Raw genomic sequence first — 18800 nt, 5'->3', positions numbered from 1 at the left:
GTCACAAACAGGACACATACTATGAACCACGTACCGCAAATCAAAATCCCCGCCACCTACATCCGTGGCGGCACCAGCAAAGGCGTGTTCTTCCGCCTGCAGGACTTGCCTGCATCTGCACAGCAGCCGGGCGCCGCACGCGACGCCTTGCTGATGCGCGTCATCGGCAGTCCAGATCCGTACGGCAAGCAGATTGACGGCATGGGCGGTGCAACGTCCAGCACCAGCAAAACCGTCATCCTGTCCAAATCCAGCCGTCCCGGTCATGACGTCGACTATCTGTTTGGCCAGGTGGCGATCGACAGCGCTTTTGTCGACTGGAGCGGCAACTGCGGCAACCTGTCCGCAGCAGTGGGGCCGTTTGCCATCAGCAACGGTCTGATCGATCCTGATCGCGTACCGATCAACGGCACCTGCACCGTACGCATCTGGCAAGCCAATATCAGCAAGACCATCATCGCGCACGTGACGATCACCGACGGTCAGGTGCAAGAGACCGGCGACTTCGAACTCGACGGTGTGACCTTTCCTGCGGCGGAAGTGCAGCTTGAATTTCTTGATCCGGCGGATGAAGGCGATGGTGACGCGGGAGGCTCGATGTTCCCGACCGGCAATCTGGTCGATGATCTGGAAGTGCCGGGTGTCGGCACCTTTAAGGCAACCATGATCAATGCCGGCATACCGGCGATTTTTCTGAATGCGGAAGATATCGGTTACACCGGCGCTGAGTTGCAGGACGCCATCAACAGCGATCCCAAAGCGCTGGCAATGTTCGAGACCATCCGTGCCCACGGCGCGGTGCGCATGGGGCTGATCAAGCATGTGGAGGAAGCAGTCAAGCGTCAGCACACGCCGAAGGTCGCCTTCGTCGCCAAGCCGCGCGACTACACTGCGTCCAGCGGCAAGAAGGTCGCCGCCGGCGATGTCGACCTGTTGGTGCGTGCAATGTCCATGGGCAAGTTGCATCACGCCATGATGGGCACGGCCGCAGTCGCCATCGGCACCGCAGCGGCGGTTCCCGGCACGCTGGTCAATCTCGCGGCGGGTGGTGGTGAGCGGACGGCTGTGCGTTTCGGGCATCCCTCCGGCACGTTGCGTGTCGGAGCCGAAGCAAAATTGATTGACGGCGAATGGAGCGTCACGAAGGCCATCATGAGCCGCAGCGCACGCGTGTTGATGGAAGGCTGGGTGCGTGTTCCCGGCGACGCGTTTTAGGGGATCAATGAGGGCTGGCATGTTGCAATGCAGTGGCAGGAAAGCGTACGGAAAGCGGAATAAGGGAACGAAAGTTGGTAAGATGCCGTCCACATTCTCTTTTCACCCTGCACTGGATTAAAACATGACTTTTTTGCAACGTGCTTCCGTACTGACTCTGTCCATTCTGCTGGCCGCCTGCGCATCTGAAAATGTGCCGCTCACTGAAACCAAGCCGGTACCGGCGCCGTTGCAACCGGTTGCAGCCGCCGTGAATCCTGCGTGGGCCGGGAGATTGGCGACGGGTACTTTTTCCTGCGAGATGGGCAACAAGGTGGAAGTCAAGGTCGACGCATCCAATAACGTGAACTTGGTGTGGAAAGGCAGCACCTACAAAATGACGCCGGTCTCGACATCCACCGGTGCGCTGCGTTTTGAAGACAAGGGTGATGGCCTGGTCTGGATTCAGATTCCATCGAAATCGATGTTGCTGAATTCGAAGATCGGCCAGCAGCTTGCGAATGATTGCAAGAATCGCTGATTGTTTTTGTGGCGCCGATTGCTTGTCCATGTGCAGGTAATTCGTGTGTCATCCGATGATTAAAAAAGGATGCTCGCGCATCCTTTTTTTCGTCTCAGGATAGTGATTTTACGCAGCCGATTTCAAGAAGAAAAGCGCATGAATTAAGCTGGGCGTAAGCAAGCGCTGTCACAGTAAACCACAGCACACAACACAGAAAGAAGATGCTGCGCAAAGACGCGGCACTCACTGTGCAATGACATCGCCATCACGTCATTGCTTATCCGATTGCCATGAGGAGACATCATGAGTTTCGCATCGTTTTATCAGCAGTCCGTCGACGATCCCAATACCTTCTGGGCGAACGAAGCCCGGCGCGTCGACTGGCATGCACCATTCAGTAAAACACTCGACTATTCGCGGCCGCCGTTTGCACGCTGGTTTGTCGGCGGAGAGACCAATCTGTGTCACAACGCCATTGACCGGCATCTGCCGCAGCGTGGCGACCAGGCGGCATTGATCGCCGTCTCGACGGAAACCAATACTGAAAAAACTTTCAGTTTTCGCGAGTTGCATCGCGAAGTCAGCGCCATGGCGGCGACCATGCAGGCGCTCGGTGTGCAGCGGGGTGATCGCGTATTGATATACATGCCGATGATCGCCGAGGCGGTGTTCGCGATGCTGGCATGTGCGCGGATCGGCGCTGTGCATTCGGTGGTATTCGGCGGCTTTGCTTCCAATAGCCTGGCGACACGTATCGACGATGCGCAGCCGAGCTTGATCGTATCTGCCGACGCCGGTTCTCGTGGCGGCAGAGTGGTGCCTTACAAAGGCTTGCTCGATGATGCAATCCGGCTGGCACAACACAAGCCGGCACATGTCCTGCTGGTGGATCGTGGGTTGGCGGAGATGCCGCGCACCGCTGTGCGGGATGTCGACTATGCCCCCGCACGGGCGCAGCATCTGGATGCACAAGTGCCGGTGGTCTGGCTGGAGTCGAACGAACCGTCCTACATCTTGTACACCTCCGGCACCACCGGCAAGCCGAAGGGCGTGCAGCGCGACGTCGGCGGCTATGCGGTGGCGCTGACTGCATCGATGCAGCATGTATTCTGCGGTAATCCCGGCGAGACGTATTTCTGCACCTCTGATATCGGCTGGGTAGTCGGCCATTCTTATATCGTTTATGGGCCGTTGATGGCAGGCATGGCGACCATCCTCTATGAAGGATTGCCGGTGTTGCCTGGGGAAGCACCGGACGCCGGCATCTGGTGGAGTCTGGTGGACAAGTACAAGGTCACGCGCATGTTTTCTTCGCCGACGGCAATCCGCGTGCTGAAGAAACATCCGCCGGAATTCATGAGCAAATACGACTTGTCCTCACTCAAAAGTTTGTACCTTGCGGGTGAACCGCTGGATGAGACAACATCGAACTGGATTTCCACTTCGCTGGGCGTGCCGGTGATCGACAACTACTGGCAGACCGAAAGCGGCTGGCCTATCCTGTCGATTGCCAAAGGCGTCGACGACAAGCCCACGCGGCTTGGCAGTCCCGGTGTGCCGCTGTATGGCTACAAGATGCACATCATGAACGAATCCACCGGCGAGCTGTGCGGTCCCAATGAGAAGGGTGTAGTGGTGATCGAAGGGCCGTTGCCGCCGGGTTGCATGCAGACCGTGTATCGCGACGATGTGCGTTTCGTCAACACGTATTGGTCCAACTTTCCGAAGCAGGTGTATTCAACCTTTGACTGGGGCATTCGCGACGACGACGGCTACTACTTCATTCTTGGCCGTACCGATGACGTGATCAATGTTGCCGGTCACCGGCTTGGTACACGTGAGATCGAGGAAAGTATTTCCAGTCATGCCAACGTCTCCGAAGTGGCTGTGGTCGGCGTTGAAGACAAGCTGAAAGGGCAGGTCGCGATTGCCTTTGTGATCCCCAGGAAAGCAGATGGGATCGCTACACCCGAAGGCCGTCAGGCGCTGGAAGCGGAAATCATGCGCGTGGTCGACAAGCAGATCGGTGCCGTCGGTCGTCCATCGCGGGTGTACTTTGTCAGCCTGCTGCCGAAGACGCGATCCGGCAAGCTGCTGCGCCGCTCGATACAGGCAATTTGCGAAGGCCGGGATCCGGGAGATCTGACGACCATCGAAGATCCGAGTTCGTTGCAGCAGATCAAGGCGGCGCTGCAGAGCTAAGGCAGCCCGGCGTCTGGCGAATCGTCTCGAATCTCCTTAGCGATTCCTGATGAGCCAGACGTCCGCAATTTGGTTACACTACGTGTTATCAAATTTTCCTCCACGCCATCTTCCATGAGCTTTTCGATTCGCCCGGCTACTGTCGCCGATGCTGCCGCTATTTGCGAAATTTACAACTACTACGTCCTGAATACCGTTATCAGTTTTGAACTGGAAGCCGTTTCCGTGACCGAGATGGAAGGCCGCATTACCGAGATATCCTCGCTATTTCCGTGGTTGGTGTATGAAGAAGACGGGCGTATCCTTGGTTATGCCTATGCCACCAAATGGAAGGCACGCAAGGCGTATCGGCATTCTGTCGAAAGCTCGGTCTACATGGCACAGGGCAGTGGTGGCAAGGGTATCGGGTCCAAATTGTATGGCGCCTTGTTTGCACAGTTGAAAGAACTGGGCGTACATGCGGTGATGGGCGGTATTGCCCAGCCGAATGTCGGCAGCGTTGCTTTGCATGAAAAGATGGGCTTCGTCAAAGTCGCGCATTTCGCCGAGGTTGGCCAGAAGCACAATCAATGGATCGACGTCGCCTACTGGCAACTGATCCTGTAAGGAGGAGGCACATGAGATCCACCAGAGCCACCGGCGCCATTGAACGGCTAAATACCCGCGCCGAGACGAAACAATATTCCATGGTGCGCACCTCGAGTGAACTGTTCTTCCTCGTGCAGCGCACGGCCGGTAATCCGGTCGAAAAATTGAGCGAGCCGTTGCCGCTCGATGAATTTGTCGCCTTCGTCAATGCCTATGGCCCGCAAAAGCCGAAGCGCGTCAGCAAGCTCGACGTCGCATTCGAAAAACAATTGGTCAAGAAGGATAAAGAATAGGGCAGCAACAAGGTCGCAACAAGGCAGGAAAGCAGCATTGGCAGGAGCACTCATGGAGAAACGGGATCAAGGCAAAGACTGGATACTGCGCACGCAGTCGTCCGGTGTGGAGCGCATCGAAGCCTTCTTCCATGGCAGCGGCTACGCCATGCATCGCCACGACACCTATGCGCTGGGCATCACGATGGCAGGCGTGCAATCTTTCCAGTACAAGAAATCTCTGCGCAACAGTTTGCCGGGCAACACGATGGCGCTGTATCCCGACGAGCCGCATGACGGCCAGGCCGGCACCGAGGTAGGTTTTCGTTACCGCATGTTGTATGTCGAACCTTCGGTGCTGCAAGACGCCCTGGGCGGCGTCGCTTTGCCCTACATCGAAGGGGGGATCTCGACCGATCCGCGCATGTTTCATGCCCTCAGAAATCTGTTGGAGCAAATGGATGGCCATGTCGAACCATTGCAGCAGGACGACGGTATCTTTGAGCTGGCTGCGGCGATGGACGCGGTTTCCGGCAAGCGGCCACGCCGTCACACCGCTGATTTCCATGCCGCGCAGCAGGCACGCGAATACATCCATGCTTCATTGGATCGCACGCTCACACTGGATGAACTGGCGCAGGCATGCGGTCGCGATCGCTGGGGCCTGACACGCGACTTTCGCAGCTTCTTTGGCACCAGTCCTTATCGCTATCTGAGCATGCGCCGTCTGGATATGGCACGCCGCCTGATGGCCCAAGGGCAGTCGCTTGTGACTGTGGCCGCCATGACGGGTTTTGCGGATCAAAGCCATATGACGCGATTGTTTACCAAGACCTACGGCATTGCTCCGGCACGTTGGCTGCGCATGGTGAAACCGGGTAAATGAAGAGCGTTGCCTGAAAGTTGCACGATCGTTCAAGACCGCGCGAAGCAGACTGCGTAATCTTGCTCCTTGTTATCGACACAGGAGCAAAACATGTCCCTCAATACCGCATCTCCCTCAAATTCTCTGCGTGATTACAAGGCCATTAATTTCGGTCAGAAGCTGACCCTGTTCAGCGAACAATGGTCGCAACGTGTTATCGCCGAAATGAACGACTACCAGTTCAAGCTGGCTAAGCTGGAAGGCGACTTCATCTGGCATGACCATGCGGATACTGATGAGGTCTTCATCGTATTGGAGGGGGAACTGCGCATCGATTTTCGAGATGGCGCCGTGCATCTTTCGGCCGGTGAAATGTTCGTCATTCCCAAGGGCGTGCAGCACAAGCCCTACGCGGAGAAAGAGGCCAAAGTGCTGTTGGTCGAACCGCGAGGTGTGGTCAATACCGGCAATGAAGAAAGCGACAGGACGCGGCAGAACGATGTCTGGATCTGATGCACGACCAGCGCTAATGCTCATATCAAAGCCGGGGCCTTGATCGACTTCAAGATCGTATCTGTCATCGTTGTTTTCAGCATTCTGTCGGGAGACGATTCGTAAAATCTCTGTATATCCAGACTGATTGCAGAGAGATGCTGCGGCAGTGCGGTCTATGCATAAAAAGCGCAGTGTGCCGTGATATTTTCCGATGCTCAAATCGCATCATGTTTTCTCTTATCGAGAGCAGGCATGTGCAATCGGCAGCAATCAAAAATGATAAGGAGATATCTGTGCACACTGCCATCGACGAGCAAAAACTAATCGATAAAATGGCCTGGAAACTGATGCCGTTTCTGGGGTTGTTATATCTGGTCGCTTACATAGATCGTCAGAACGTAAGCTATGCCAAGCTGCAAATGGTCTCCAGTCTGGGACTGAGCGAAGCATCCTATGGCTTGGGTGCTTCGCTGTTTTTTATCGGCTATCTGTTGTTTGAAGTGCCTAGTAATGTGATCTTGCACAAGGTTGGCGCACGCATCTGGTTTGCACGCATCATGTTTTCATGGGGGCTGGTAACGCTGGCGCTGGCATATACACAGAATGCGACGATGTTCTACATCTTGCGCTTTTTTCTGGGAGCGACCGAGGCGGGCTTTTATCCGGGCGTGCTGTATTACCTGACATTGTGGTTTCCGCAAAAACATCGCAGCCGCATGATCGGTTACTTCTTGATCGGCAGCAGTATCGCCAATATGATCGGCGCACCGATTGGCGGCGCGTTGCTTGATCTGGACGGTTTGTTCGGCCTGCAAGGCTGGCAGCTGACGTTTATCTTCACCGGATTGCCAGCGGTGGCACTGGCGTTCGTCGTCTTTTATTGTTTGCCTGCCTCACCTGAGCAAGCACATTTTCTCAACCCGGAAGAGCGCGGCTGGTTGCAAAGACGACTCGCACGCGAGCAGCAGGAGTTGGTGCAGACAGGCGGGAGTGGTCACGAGAATCCTTTCAAGACCTTGCTCGATTACCGGGTGTTGTTGCTGGCGTTCTTCCTGATCTTTTTCCCGTTGTCTTCTTACGGGCTGAGTTATTGGTTACCCACCATCGTTAAGAGTTTTGGCGTCGGTAATACGCTCAACGGCTTTATCAATATGATTCCCTGGATGCTGGTGACGCTGGTCTTGTGGTGGGTGCCGCGTAAACCGGGACGCACGGAAGATCCTGTCCGCAATATTCTGTTTCCGGCCTTGTTCGGTGCTGTTTGCCTGATCGGGAGTGTGTACTTCGACAATTCCTTTGTAAAGTTCGCCATGCTCTGTCTGGCAGCAGCGTGCAGCTTTACCGTCTTGCCATGTTTTTGGACCTTGCCCGGTCGCTTTTTGACGGGCGCGAGTGCAGCGGCAGGTATTGCTGCGATCAACTCCATCGGCAACCTTGGTGGCTTTATTGCGCAGAACGTCGTGCCGATGATTCGCGAAAGCACCGGCAGCACGATTGCACCGATGTTGTTTCTGGCGGCGTGTATGGCCTTCGGGGGACTATTCACGTTAGTGGTGATGCATTGCATCCGGCGTCATGAGCGCGGTTTGACACCCTTATCTGTGTGAATGGTTTTGAGCAGTCGATGTACATCAATAAAAAAGCCCACCTTGGTGGGCTTTTTTCATGGGCAAGTTTGTAGCCCATGCATCTTGTGTCGGACACTATTCCAGTGTCGCTATGACCGGCGTGTGATCCGACGGTTGCTCCCACTTGCGCGGCACCTTGTCGATCACGCAGGCAGTGCATTGTGCAGCCAGCGGTGCGGTCAACAGGATATGGTCGATGCGCAGGCCCTTGTTAAGGCGGAAACCCATCTGGCGATAGTCCCACCAGCTATAGATTTTTTCCGGTTGTTCAAACATGCGGAAAGCATCGGTGAAGCCCATCTTTTGCAAATGCTGAAACGCAGCGCGTTCCGGCTCCGATACCAGATTCTGACCGACCCAGGCTGCCGGATCGTGTACGTCGCGGTCTTCCGGCGCAATGTTGTAGTCACCGAGCAAGGCCAGCTTCGGATGCTGCAACTGTTCTTGCGCCAACCATTCGTGCAGGGCAGCCAACCATTTCAGCTTATATTGGAATTTTTCCGAATCCGGCGCCTGCCCATTCGGGATGTACGCGCAAACGAAGCGGATGCCTTCGATGGTCGCGGCGATGATGCGCTGCTGCTCGTCTTCAAAAAGCGGATTGTTTTTGACCACGTCATGGATCGGATGGCGCGACAGGATGGCAACGCCGTTGTAAGTTTTCTGCCCGGTGTAGACAACCTGATAGCCGGCGGCATTGATCTCAGCCAGAGGAAATTTGTCGTCCGTCAGTTTGGTTTCTTGCAGGCACAGCACATCGATAGGATTGTCGCCCAGCCATTGCAGCACTTGAGGCAGGCGGACCTTCAAAGAATTAACGTTCCATGTCGCAATTTTCATGAGCAAACTAAGCCTTTGTGCAGAAGTCTCCGGGGCGAGTGCCTGGCCGGAGGTAATAAGCAGAAAAATGATGAAGTGGGATATTACCCCATCCATCGGCGGTCCTGCCTCGCTGGGGTCAGCTAATTATCTTTTCCTGCAGGAGGTGCTGCAATGATGGTAAGCGAATCGAATAAGAGGCTGGCACGTTGCATGACATCTTCTTTCGCGGCACGGTTCTCAACAATGGACTGCCTTGCCCGTCCCGGATCATCGAAGTCATGCGTTGCGCCGTGATACTCGATGACTTTGACGAGGCTTGCCGGATCGTCGGACGGCATGACGGCCAGGCAATTGCGCGGAGAAACTTCTTCGTCGCTTTCTGCAAGAAAGATCCAGACTTCGGTATCGCTGCGATAGCGCCGGGTCAGGATTGAGCGCGCGCCACAGCCGGGGTAAAACACCAGTGCGGCGCGAAAGCGCAAAGGTGCTACCGATGAATCTCCCTGTGCCTGACGATACATCACATTGAGCGCGGTACTACCGCCATTGGACCAGCCCTGCAGCATGATCTGGTCTTTACGCACATCATTGCGGCTCGCCAGATAAGCGAGAGCGCCTTCGGCGTCGAGCGGACGTACTGTCATTTCATTGACCGCCTGGCGTTCGGGCAGATCATGCGAATTGCGACCATAGCCGTGTGCGCGCTCACGCGGACCGAAGCTGTCCACGTGCAAGGCGAGGTAGCCGTGGTTGGCCCAGTATTCTCCCCACATCTTGTGCCGCTGCGATAGCGTGCCTGCATGGCAGGGCGATGAGACATCGCGGCCGATGCGTGAGCACCTTGCATTGATGTTGCTGGAATAGGGGCCGCTGCGGCCATGCAGCATGATGATGGCGGGGTGTGGTGTACCGCTGTCGCCGGGCGGCTGGAACAGGTAACCCACCAGTTCGGTACCATCCTCTGAAGGGAAATACACCGTAGCGGGCGACGCTGCGGATACGGTCATCGGCATGTTCCAGAGCACGGCCGCCAGCAGTGCAATGACGGTTCTCGGACAGATGCGGCGATGGGAGGAAACACGTTGCATCCACATCGCGCAGCGGATTACTTGAAGTGATAGTTGATCGCGACCAGCCCCATGTTTTCGGTGCTGTGATTGATGATCGGACTGTTGGCGATACCGTTACCCAGCCACTTACGGCGGAAGGTGATGTTGCCTACCCAGTTTTCGGCGATCGGCATTTCTATGGTAAGGCCGAGCATCGGAGTGGTCGATGCGCCGGCGTGATATTGGCGGAAACCGCTGGCGGCGGATTCGGAGGCCGTGACGCCGTAGAAGTAGTCGTTGTAGGCGCTACTGCGGCGCTCAATGCCCACTTGCGGATAGATATGCGCGCGGCCGATGTCGACCTGTGCCGCATAGATTGCCTCCAGCAACGTGCCGTTGGACTTGTTGACGTCGTAGAAGGCGTTGAGGAAGAAAGCGCCGAAACGCGTTTCCTGCAGGGTGCCGATACCGATGGGGATGGAGTTTGAGCGGCGGTTCAGGCCGCGCTCTGCATCCATGTGATCAAAGTTGACGCGCGCAGCCAGTTCAAGATAGCCAGCGCCCATCTTCACGGTTTTGAACCCGAAGGTATCCAGACGCGCGAAGAAACGCTTGTAGTCGAAATAGGCGTAAGGCAGTACGGATGTCTTGTCGCTCTTGCCGAGGATGTTGCGCTCCAGGCGGAATACGCCGGGGCCGATATCGCCCGTCAGATGATCGGGGAAATCTGCATCAGGGGCAGCTTGCTGCGCGCACGCATGACCGGCAAACGAGAGGAGCAGCGTACAGAGCAAAGTTTTGTTCATTGTTGACTTTCAAGTAGGGGAGCCGGAAGGGTCGGTTCTTTTGTTTTGTTCTTTTCAGTAATTGCTTTGCCACGCTGGACGACTGGTTTGTCTTGCCGGCAGGCAGGGCGGATCGCTTGAATTCATGCCGGTATCAACGTCAATGCGCACCGGCTTTTTTCTTGATGACGGTATCTTCCGGCTTCAAAGGCTTGCCGTCGCTGGTATGCAATTTTATCTTGGGGACGGGTTTGCCGCTGGTGCGCTCCACCATCGGTGCGCAGGACTCGCCTTTTTTGAACAGATGGCCTTCGCCCCATTGACGCAGACATAGCACCACTGAAAACAGTTCCTTGCCTTTTTGGGTGAGGATGTATTCCTGATAGGCGCTGCCGTCCGAGGCTGGTACGACGGTCATGATGTCGGCTTCAACCAGGTCGCGCAGGCGCGTGGAGAGGATGTTCTTGGCGACGCCCAGACTTTTCTGAAACTCACCGAATCGCCGCATGCCGTCGAAGGCATCGCGAATAATCAGCAGCGCCCAGCGGTCGCCGACGACATCGATGGATCGCGCCACCGGACAGGGATCGCTCTTCAGACTTTTCCGCTTTGCCATTATTTGCTGCTTCCTCGTGCATGACCAATGGTTGCATTTTAGAACTCGCTGACCTACACTTCAACTGGTTTCAATTTGAAACTACTTTGGTGTTGTTTTGAAATTGGCTTCAAAACTCAGCTTCACGCTGAATCAGCCAAACATAAAGGAGGGAGCGGATGGCTGAAAACAAGGCGGACGGCAGTGTGTATCCATCGGACGGCGGTGCCGCCGGGAGGCCGTTGGCGAGGGCGGAAGTGAAGCATGAAGTGAGGAAGAACCGGCCTGCAGACGAAGTGTTCACGCCGGTAGTGTCAGCCATGCCACGCGCCATGGTGCTGTTGTTTGCCATCGCATGCGGTGTCAGCGTCGCCAATGTGTATTACGCTCAGCCGCTGCTGGATGCGCTGGCCGCAGAATTCGGCTTTACCCAGGCGGCAGTCGGAGTGGTCGTCACCGCGACGCAGATCGGCTCTGCGCTGGCGCTGATTCTGGTTGTGCCGCTTGGCGATTTGCTGGATCGGCGACGCCTCATACTGACGCAGCTTCTCTTGCTGCTGGCGGCGTTGGCCGGTGTTGCAACCGCACCGTTTTCTGCTGCGCTGTTGGCTGGGATGCTGTTGGTCGGCATGCTGGGTACGGCCATGACGCAGGGATTGATTGCCTATGCCGCGACGCTTGCAGCCCCGGACGAGCGCGGCAGGGTGGTTGGTACCGCGCAGGCGGGCGTGGTGATAGGGTTATTGCTGGCGCGGACCATGGCCGGATTTGTTGCTGATATCGCTGGTTGGCGCATGGTCTATTTCGTCTCGGCGGTACTGGCGGCGATGCTGCTTATATTGCTGTACGGGCGTTTACCCAAGCATGGCGAGGATGGCAATCAGGTTCATGGCGGATCAGCGAACGAGCGCCTCTCTTATTTTCAATTGCTTGCATCGATGGTGCAATTGATGTGGCGTGATCGTGTGCTACAGATACGCGGCGTGATCGCGATGCTGATGTTTGCCGTGATGAATATCTTTTGGAGCGCGCTCGTGCTGCCGTTACGCATGCCGCCTTATTCGCTCTCGCATACCGCCATCGGCGCTTTCGGCCTGATTGGCGTTGTCGGCACCCTGGGCGCCGCAAGAGCAGGCAAACTCGCGGACGGCGGAAAAGGGCAGTGGACCAGTGGTATGGCATTGCTCCTTCTGTTGGGATCCTGGCTGCCTCTGTCTTTGCTATCGCAGAGTCTGTGGTTGCTGGCGACAGGTGTGGTCATGCTGGATCTGGCGGCACAGGCGATTCATGTGACCAATCAGAGCATGATTTTTCGCGCGAATACGGGCGCTCACAGCCGCTTGGTTGCGTGTTACATGATCTTTTATGCTGTGGGAAGCGGTGTCGGAGCGATCATGTCGACGGCGGCATTTGCGGTGTTGGGATGGCTTGGGGTCTCGTTATTGGGTGCCGGCGTGAGCTTGCTGGCGCTACTGTTTTGGGCCGGAAGCTTGCGGTATATGCCGGTCAGCCAAGTGGGGCAAGATGATCGGATGACTTAATCCGACCATCAGATCTGTTCGCTGGCCATCAGGATGACGCGACCGATGACGACATCTTTCTTGTCATTGAACTCCTGACGTTGATATTGTTTGCGGCTGATGTTGTCCGAGCTCAAATACCATCGGCCCAAATCCAGCGCCATGCGCCTGACCACTGCCTCGCCTTGATAGTTGATCAGATAGACGGCATTGTCCTTGACTTGCGTGTCCGCGGTATTGACGACTACGACGTCACCGTCTTTCAGGGCCGGGGCCATGCTGGAGCCCGTCACACTGATCGCCAGCAGTTTGTCGGCGGACAAGTGGCGCTCTTTAAACCAGCTCTTTGAAAATCGCCATACACATAGCGTTGGATCTACTTCCTCAGATTTGAAGCGGGCCGAACCTGCGATCAGTTTCAAGTTGACCTGAGGGATGGGAATCGATTCGTCCGTCTTGGCACCCGTTCTGGCGTGCTGTTGATAAAGATGCTGAGCAGTGCTTTCGCCGACAGCCAGCAGGTCAAAATAGAGAGGACTCAGTCCCAGTCTGCCTTCCAGGCTGCGGGCTGCTTTTTCGCCGAAGCCCTGACCATCCCGGTACGATGTAGAGAGCAGTTGCGCCAGACGTGACTCGCTCATCTCGCTGGCGTCGCAGAAGGTTTTGCGGTCGCCGCCGTAGTTATCCTCAATGAGAGCCTGTAGCCTGCTGCGTCGATGTTCGTGCATATCCATGGCTGCATTTGAACGCAAATTTAGCATTTGGTAAATTAGCTTTTGCTTGACTTGTCTGTAGCAGATGCTAAATTATCAACATGACACTGATCGCATATCTCAATTCTCTCTCTGCGGAAAAGCGTAGCCAACTGGCGGTGCGTTGCGGTACGTCGTTTGATTACCTGCGCCAGATTGGCTACGGCAATCGCGCCTGTTCACCGCTGATTGCCGTTTGCCTTGAATTGGAGTCTCAGGGCGTCGTTACACGCAAGATGTTATTTCCGGACGACTGGGGCAAGCTTTGGCCCGAGTTACTGGAGAAGCGTGGTGACGGCTAAGTCTCCCTCTCGGGCTTCCCGTCGCATAAATTTGCCGCTATGTGCCAAAGATGTATGAGCGATATACACGTTGGCGCTGATCTGATTAAAATTCTCTCTCCAGTCTTTTCATGTCTTTCCTTCTCTCAGCATCGTGCCGGACAGCAGGTACATCAGTATTTGTGCAGTCATTTCTCTTTGCTGCCACGGTTGCGATATTACCTGCGACGTTTTACTGGCAATACCTGCGGCGTCACTGATGGCGACTTGGAGCCGGACTGAGCGCTTTTGTCTTGATGCAGGACTGGCTGATGTGGAAAGACAAGGGCAGTATCGGAGAGACTTTTTTCGGCGCGGCGGCCTTGTTCGGACTTTTGTATCTGCCGTTTGTCGTGCTGTGGGAAGGCAACCAGTATTTGGCGCGCAAACTTGCCGGTGATGCTTATGCGGCGGTTCCACTGCGTGCATCCGAATACTTGCTTCTCGTTGCCTTGTCGATCCCGATGCATTTACTTTTATTTGTCGTCATCAACGTGACCAACTTGACGAATGTTCTCGTTCTTGATGTGTTGCAGGGCGGCAGTAATATCGTGAACTGCCTATTCAGTTTGGCAGAGCCAGTCAGTTTGCAGGGGTATGGAGACGCTCTGAATATCCTGTTGGCGGCGATCCCGGTATTGTTGTCCGCGACCGCACTGGCTGCATGGTTTCGTCGCAGCCGAACGCATCATCTTGCAATGTCGTGGCAAGTGTATTTCGCGGCGACACCGGGCGTGCTCTGCGGCGGCTTGTTGCTGGCATCGTTGTTCACGCGCTAGCGAAAATAAAAAAGCCGTCATCGTTGAAGATGACGGCTTTTCGTACTGAGGAGCGAAGTTCAACGAGGCTGGATAAGTATCCTTAAATCGCGTTAAAACTCCCTCCGTAGACTCACGCGCGTGCTTTTTGCGCCTTCTTGGCTTGATTCAACAAGAAAGTGGTCAGCAGCGGGACAGGACGGCCGCTGGCGCCCTTGGTCGCGCCACCGCGCCACGCGGTGCCGGCGATGTCCAGATGCGCCCAGGTGTACTTCTTGGTGAAGCGTTCCAGGAAGCATGCCGCGGTGACGCTGCCGGCCGGTTGGCCGCCGATGTTGGCGATGTCGGCGAAGTTGGACTTCAACTGTTCCTGATAGACGTCCTGAATCGGCATGCGCCATGCGGTGTCGCCACTGGTCTTGCCGGCTGCCAGCAACTCGTTGGCGAGCGCATCGTGGGCGTCGTCTTCCCGAGTGAACAGGCCTGAGTTGTGATGACCCAGTGCGACAACGCAGGCGCCTGTCAGCGTAGCGATGTCGACCACTGCGGCTGGCTTGAAGCGTTCGACATACGTCAGCGCATCACACAGAATCAGACGGCCTTCAGCATCGGTATTCAACACTTCAATGGTCTGACCCGACATCGAGGTCACGATATCGCCTGGTTTGGTAGCGCGGCCCGATGGCATGTTTTCGCAGGTCGGGATGACACCGATGACGTTGAGCTTCAGTTGCAACTCGGCGATGGCGCGGAAGGTACCCAGCACCGAAGCGGCGCCGCACATGTCGTACTTCATTTCATCCATGGCGGCACCCGGCTTGAGCGAAATACCGCCGGTGTCGAAGGTGATGCCCTTGCCGACCAATACGGTCGGGGCTTCCTTGGCCTTGCCGCCCATGTGCTTGAGGACGATGAATTTAGGCGGTTCGTCGCTGCCGTTGGTGACCGACAGGAAGCTGCCCATCTTGAGTGCTTCGAGTTGCTTGCGGTCGAGCACTTCGACGCCCAGTTTGTATTCCTTGGCCAGCTTCTTTGCCGTGTTGGCGAGATAGGTCGGCGTGCAGATATTGCCCGGCAGGTTCGCCAGATCCTTGCTCAGTTCCATGCCGTTGGCCAGGGCTACCGCTTCGGCCAGGCCAGCCTTGGCGGTGGCTGTTGCCGCTGTGGAGACGCCGATGGCGATTTTCTTCACGCCGGTCGGGACGGGATCTTTTTTGCTCTTCATCGCGTCAGAGCGATAATTATTGTCGCGTGCAGCCAGCACCAAAGCGCGAATGGCCCAGGCAAAGTCGCGGCCCTTGATCTTGTCCAGCGGCAGCGCAATCAGTGCATCGTTGGCGCCGACGGTTGTCAGTGCGCGCACGGTTGCTTGCGTTGCAGTGGAGAAACTTTTGTCGGTAATGTCTTCGTCAGCACCCAGGCCGACCAGCAACACGCGCTCGGCGGCAACGCCGGTCAGGCCGCGCAACAGTAAAGTGGAGCCAGGTTTGCCGGTGATGTCGCCGGATTTGAGCGCGTTGGTGATCGCGCCCATCTTGTCCAATGCTTGCGCAGCTGGTGTCAGCTTGCGGTTTTCAAAGACGCCAATCACGAGCGTGCCGGTCTTGGCGGCGGTGACGGAGGTTTTTGCGTCCAATGTTTTTATGCTAAAGTCCATCGCTTGTCCTTAGTTTGCTGTTTGCTTCCTGATTTTGCTACATCGTTTGCAGTATCTGCTACGCATTCTGCTTCGTTTTCTGCTTCATTGACCCTTGTGATTATAAGCCCGAATGATTTTTGAGCGCGCTCTTCGACGCGAATTGATGAGCACCGCCGGCGCAGTGTTCACAACGCTATTTACCATCATCCTCACTGTGATGTTGATCAAGATCCTCGGCCAGGCGGCCGGCGGACAAGTCAACTCGCAGGACGTGCTTGCGCTGATCGGCTTCCAGGCACTGAACTACATGCCCATCATTCTGATCCTCACCGGTTTTATCTCGGTGCTGCTGGTGGTCACACGCAGTTATCAAGACTCCGAAATGGTGGTCTGGTTCGCCTGTGGTCTGAGCCTGACGCGCTGGATCAAACCTGTGCTGCGTTTCGGCTGGCCGATCATTCTGCTCACGGGCATTCTCAGTTTCGTGGCGACGCCTTGGGCCAACCAGCAAAGTGCGCAGTTCCGCGAGCGCTTTGAGAAACGCGAAGACATCGCCCGCGTCTCGCCCGGTAAATTCCAGGAATCGGCAACGGCCAACCGGATCTTCTTCGTTGAAGGTATTTCCGGCGATGCCAGCAAGGTCAAGAATGTTTTCGTCAACACTTTCCGCGACGGCAAGAACAGCATTGTGGTTGCCAAAGAAGGGGAGATGGAAGTCGACAAAGATGGCGAAAAATTCGTCGTCATGAGCCAAGGCCGACGCTACGACGGCGTGCCGACGCAGCCCGACTTCCAGATGGTTGAATTCGAACGCTACGGTTTGCTGGTTGGTGGTCAATCGCAAGCTGCTGCCGGCGAAAAGTCGGTACGGGCGCTGCAAAGCTGGGATTTGCTGATGCAGAACACCAGCTTCAGCCGTGGGGAAATGCTGTGGCGTCTGGCTTTGCCGCTGATGGCGCTGACACTGATTTTGCTGGCGATTCCGCTGTCCTTCGTCAATCCACGTGCGGGTCGCTCCATCGGCCTGTTGGTCGCGCTGCTGCTGTTCGTTGTGTATAGCAATACCGTTAGCGTATTCCAATCGTCGGTAGGCCAAAACCGCATCTCGTTCATGCTGGGATGGTGGCCGCCGCATCTGGTGGTGGCGCTGATTGTGGTCGGTTTGTTCTTCTGGCGACTGAAGGTCAACAGTCGTTATCATCCGGCCGTCTTGTGGTCCGGCATGCGCCGTGCGCTTACTCTGAAACGGCGGAGCTGATGAGAGTCTTACAACGTTATATCACTGCCGAGATCGTACGCTCGGTGGCATTTGCCCTGGCGGCTTTTTTGGCGCTGTTTGCTTTCTTTGAACTGATGGGACAACTGGAAGCTGTCGGCCGCAATGGCTATCAGCTGCAAACCGCCTTGCTGTATGTCGCGATGGGTTTGCCCGGGAATGTCTATGAACTGATGCCGACAGCGGTGCTGATCGGTACCATCTACGCGTTGGCGCAATTCGCCGCCAACTCCGAGTTCACCATCATGCGCGTGTCCAGCATGTCGACACGCATGACCGCCAAGGCGCTGGCGAAGATCGGATTCGGCTTCGCCATCTTCACGATTTTGTTCGGAGAACTGGTTGCGCCGAAAACGACCGAGTTTGGCGAGAAGCTTAAACTGCAGGCGCAAGGCTCTTCGCTGTCGCAACAATTTCGCTCTGGTCTCTGGGCCAAGGACGTGATCAAGGATAACGGGCTGGACGGCAACGTCATCGGCACGCGCTTTCTGAATATTCAACGCATGACTCCTGATGGCATGCTGGAAGGCGTGAAGATCTATGAGCTGGACAAGGATTTTCACATGTCCGACATGATCGTGGCCGCCCGCGGCGACTATTTGGGCGAGCACAAGTGGCAACTGACCGATGTGCAGAAGACGACCTTCATCGCCAATGACAAAGCCAGCGCGATCACGTCGCCGATCACGACCAGCAAAAACAAGACGACGACCTTCATCTCCGAGGTGACGCCGGAGATTCTGTCGGTGCTGTTTGCCGATCCTGATCGCATGTCGGCCTACGATTTGCGTGCCTACACCAAGCATCTGGAAGCCAATAACCAGCGCACCGAGCGTTACGAAATCGCTTTCTGGAAGAAGGTTGTGTATCCGCTGTCGATCTTCGTGATGATGGCGCTGGCTTTACCGTTTGCGTATTTGCATTTCCGTGCCGGCGGCGTCAGCCTGAAGATTTTTACCGGCATCATGATCGGCGTCAGTTTTCAGCTGATCAACAATCTGTTCTCCCATCTTGGCTTGCTCAACAGCTGGCCCGCGTTATTGACGGCGGCATTGCCAAGCACCTTGTTCATGCTTATGGCGATCGTCGCGTTACGTTGGGTTGAGCGGCGCTAGTTCACAGTACACTCTCATGAAAAAATCGCTAATTCTTTTTGCCCATGGCGCCCGTGATCCCAATTGGGCTGAACCGTTTCGCCGCTTGCGCGCACTGACGCAGGCGAGCCTGCCGGACGTGGCGGTGGAGTTGGCTTTCCTCGAGTTGATGACACCTGACTTGCCGCAACTGGCGCAGCAGCAGATCGCTGACGGCGCGCAGCAGGTGACGATCGTACCGGTATTTTTGGGGCAGGGCGGACATGTCCGGCGTGATTTGCCGACGCTGATCGATCAGTTGCGGCAGGCCCATCCGGGTATTCAATTTCAGGTGACAGAAGCGGCCGGCGAGGATGCCGGCGTGCTGCAGGCTTTGGCGAACTATTGCATTGCCAGCTTTAGGGCCTGATAACAGGCCCAGAT

20 protein-coding genes are annotated in these 18800 nt (G+C 56.0%); 14 read left to right on the top strand and 6 right to left on the bottom strand.

Features of this window, described 5'->3' with window-relative positions:
- The first annotated feature begins 21 nt into the window (after positions 1-21).
- The 8 genes from prpF to hmeg3_RS15390 all read left to right on the top strand — a co-directional run bounded on the left by prpF (position 22) and on the right by hmeg3_RS15390 (position 7746).
- On the top strand, positions 22-1215 hold the full coding sequence (gene prpF / locus hmeg3_RS15425; RefSeq protein ID WP_094564508.1) for a 2-methylaconitate cis-trans isomerase PrpF: 1194 nt from the start codon (positions 22-24) through the stop codon (positions 1213-1215).
- Between the two features lie 124 nt (positions 1216-1339).
- Positions 1340-1735: a hypothetical protein gene (locus hmeg3_RS15420; protein WP_094564507.1), complete on the top strand. Its 396-nt coding sequence runs from the start codon at positions 1340-1342 to the stop codon at positions 1733-1735.
- A gap of 285 nt (positions 1736-2020) precedes the next feature.
- Entirely contained in the window at positions 2021-3919 is a 1899-nt protein-coding gene (locus hmeg3_RS15415) for a propionate--CoA ligase (protein ID WP_094564506.1), read from the top strand.
- Positions 3920-4033: 114 nt separating this feature from the next.
- The gene (locus hmeg3_RS15410) at positions 4034-4525 is read left to right on the top strand and encodes an arsinothricin resistance N-acetyltransferase ArsN1 family B (protein ID WP_094564505.1); all 492 of its coding nucleotides are present in this window, start codon (positions 4034-4036) and stop codon (positions 4523-4525) included.
- Positions 4526-4536: 11 nt separating this feature from the next.
- Positions 4537-4800 (top strand): hypothetical protein, encoded by a 264-nt coding sequence (locus tag hmeg3_RS15405; protein WP_094564504.1) that lies wholly within the window; start codon positions 4537-4539, stop codon positions 4798-4800.
- Positions 4801-4852: 52 nt separating this feature from the next.
- The gene (locus hmeg3_RS15400) at positions 4853-5665 is read left to right on the top strand and encodes an AraC family transcriptional regulator (protein WP_094564503.1); all 813 of its coding nucleotides are present in this window, start codon (positions 4853-4855) and stop codon (positions 5663-5665) included.
- 90 nt (positions 5666-5755) lie between these two features.
- The gene (locus hmeg3_RS15395) at positions 5756-6157 is read left to right on the top strand and encodes a cupin domain-containing protein (RefSeq protein WP_094564502.1); all 402 of its coding nucleotides are present in this window, start codon (positions 5756-5758) and stop codon (positions 6155-6157) included.
- A 269-nt stretch (positions 6158-6426) separates the two neighbouring features.
- Positions 6427-7746, top strand: coding sequence for an MFS transporter (locus hmeg3_RS15390; RefSeq protein WP_198361886.1), 1320 nt, complete (start codon positions 6427-6429; stop codon positions 7744-7746).
- A gap of 96 nt (positions 7747-7842) precedes the next feature.
- On the opposite strand, the gene xth is transcribed toward hmeg3_RS15390, so the two are convergent.
- From xth to hmeg3_RS15370, 4 genes are all read right to left on the bottom strand, one after another.
- Positions 7843-8607: an exodeoxyribonuclease III gene (gene xth / locus hmeg3_RS15385; protein ID WP_094564500.1), complete on the bottom strand. Its 765-nt coding sequence runs from the start codon at positions 8605-8607 to the stop codon at positions 7843-7845.
- A 122-nt stretch (positions 8608-8729) separates the two neighbouring features.
- On the bottom strand, positions 8730-9677 hold the full coding sequence (locus tag hmeg3_RS15380) for a dienelactone hydrolase family protein (RefSeq protein WP_094566385.1): 948 nt from the start codon (positions 9675-9677) through the stop codon (positions 8730-8732).
- A gap of 17 nt (positions 9678-9694) precedes the next feature.
- Positions 9695-10444: a MipA/OmpV family protein gene (locus hmeg3_RS15375; RefSeq protein ID WP_094564499.1), complete on the bottom strand. Its 750-nt coding sequence runs from the start codon at positions 10442-10444 to the stop codon at positions 9695-9697.
- 139 nt (positions 10445-10583) lie between these two features.
- A complete protein-coding gene (locus hmeg3_RS15370) occupies positions 10584-11039 on the bottom strand; it encodes a helix-turn-helix domain-containing protein (RefSeq protein WP_094564498.1) in 456 nt (151 codons plus the stop codon).
- A gap of 299 nt (positions 11040-11338) precedes the next feature.
- Between hmeg3_RS15370 and hmeg3_RS15365 the strand changes: the two genes are divergently transcribed.
- Positions 11339-12559 (top strand): MFS transporter, encoded by a 1221-nt coding sequence (locus tag hmeg3_RS15365; protein ID WP_094566384.1) that lies wholly within the window; start codon positions 11339-11341, stop codon positions 12557-12559.
- A gap of 8 nt (positions 12560-12567) precedes the next feature.
- On the opposite strand, the gene hmeg3_RS15360 is transcribed toward hmeg3_RS15365, so the two are convergent.
- Positions 12568-13266 carry a LexA family transcriptional regulator gene (locus hmeg3_RS15360; protein ID WP_232511659.1) on the bottom strand — a complete coding sequence of 233 codons (699 nt, stop codon included), beginning with the start codon at positions 13264-13266 and terminating at the stop codon, positions 12568-12570.
- A gap of 86 nt (positions 13267-13352) precedes the next feature.
- Here hmeg3_RS15360 and hmeg3_RS15355 point away from each other — a divergent pair, with 86 nt between their 5' ends.
- The gene (locus hmeg3_RS15355) at positions 13353-13592 is read left to right on the top strand and encodes a hypothetical protein (protein ID WP_094564494.1); all 240 of its coding nucleotides are present in this window, start codon (positions 13353-13355) and stop codon (positions 13590-13592) included.
- Positions 13593-13882: 290 nt separating this feature from the next.
- On the top strand, positions 13883-14389 hold the full coding sequence (locus hmeg3_RS15350; RefSeq protein WP_157739284.1) for a hypothetical protein: 507 nt from the start codon (positions 13883-13885) through the stop codon (positions 14387-14389).
- 112 nt (positions 14390-14501) lie between these two features.
- Here the strand turns inward: hmeg3_RS15350 and hmeg3_RS15345 are convergent, their stop codons facing one another.
- Positions 14502-16025 carry a leucyl aminopeptidase gene (locus hmeg3_RS15345; protein WP_094564492.1) on the bottom strand — a complete coding sequence of 508 codons (1524 nt, stop codon included), beginning with the start codon at positions 16023-16025 and terminating at the stop codon, positions 14502-14504.
- Between the two features lie 112 nt (positions 16026-16137).
- Between hmeg3_RS15345 and lptF the strand changes: the two genes are divergently transcribed.
- Genes lptF through hmeg3_RS15330 form a run of 3 tightly spaced genes read left to right on the top strand, consistent with a single transcriptional unit; the run spans position 16138 to position 18786 of the window.
- Positions 16138-17265 carry an LPS export ABC transporter permease LptF gene (gene lptF, locus hmeg3_RS15340; protein WP_094564490.1) on the top strand — a complete coding sequence of 376 codons (1128 nt, stop codon included), beginning with the start codon at positions 16138-16140 and terminating at the stop codon, positions 17263-17265.
- The gene (gene lptG, locus hmeg3_RS15335) at positions 17265-18398 is read left to right on the top strand and encodes an LPS export ABC transporter permease LptG (protein WP_094564489.1); all 1134 of its coding nucleotides are present in this window, start codon (positions 17265-17267) and stop codon (positions 18396-18398) included. Before lptF ends, lptG begins: the two co-directional genes overlap by 1 nt.
- Before the next feature lie 16 nt (positions 18399-18414).
- Positions 18415-18786, top strand: a complete 372-nt coding sequence (locus hmeg3_RS15330; protein ID WP_094564487.1) for a sirohydrochlorin chelatase — start codon at positions 18415-18417, stop codon at positions 18784-18786.
- The last annotated feature ends 14 nt before the right edge of the window (positions 18787-18800 follow it).

Origin of the sequence: Herbaspirillum sp. meg3 (assembly GCF_002257565.1) — a bacterium.
Classification (GTDB): domain Bacteria; phylum Pseudomonadota; class Gammaproteobacteria; order Burkholderiales; family Burkholderiaceae_D; genus Herbaspirillum.
Note: the sequence above shows the minus strand (reverse complement) of the source record. Positions and strands in the feature narration are given on the sequence as shown.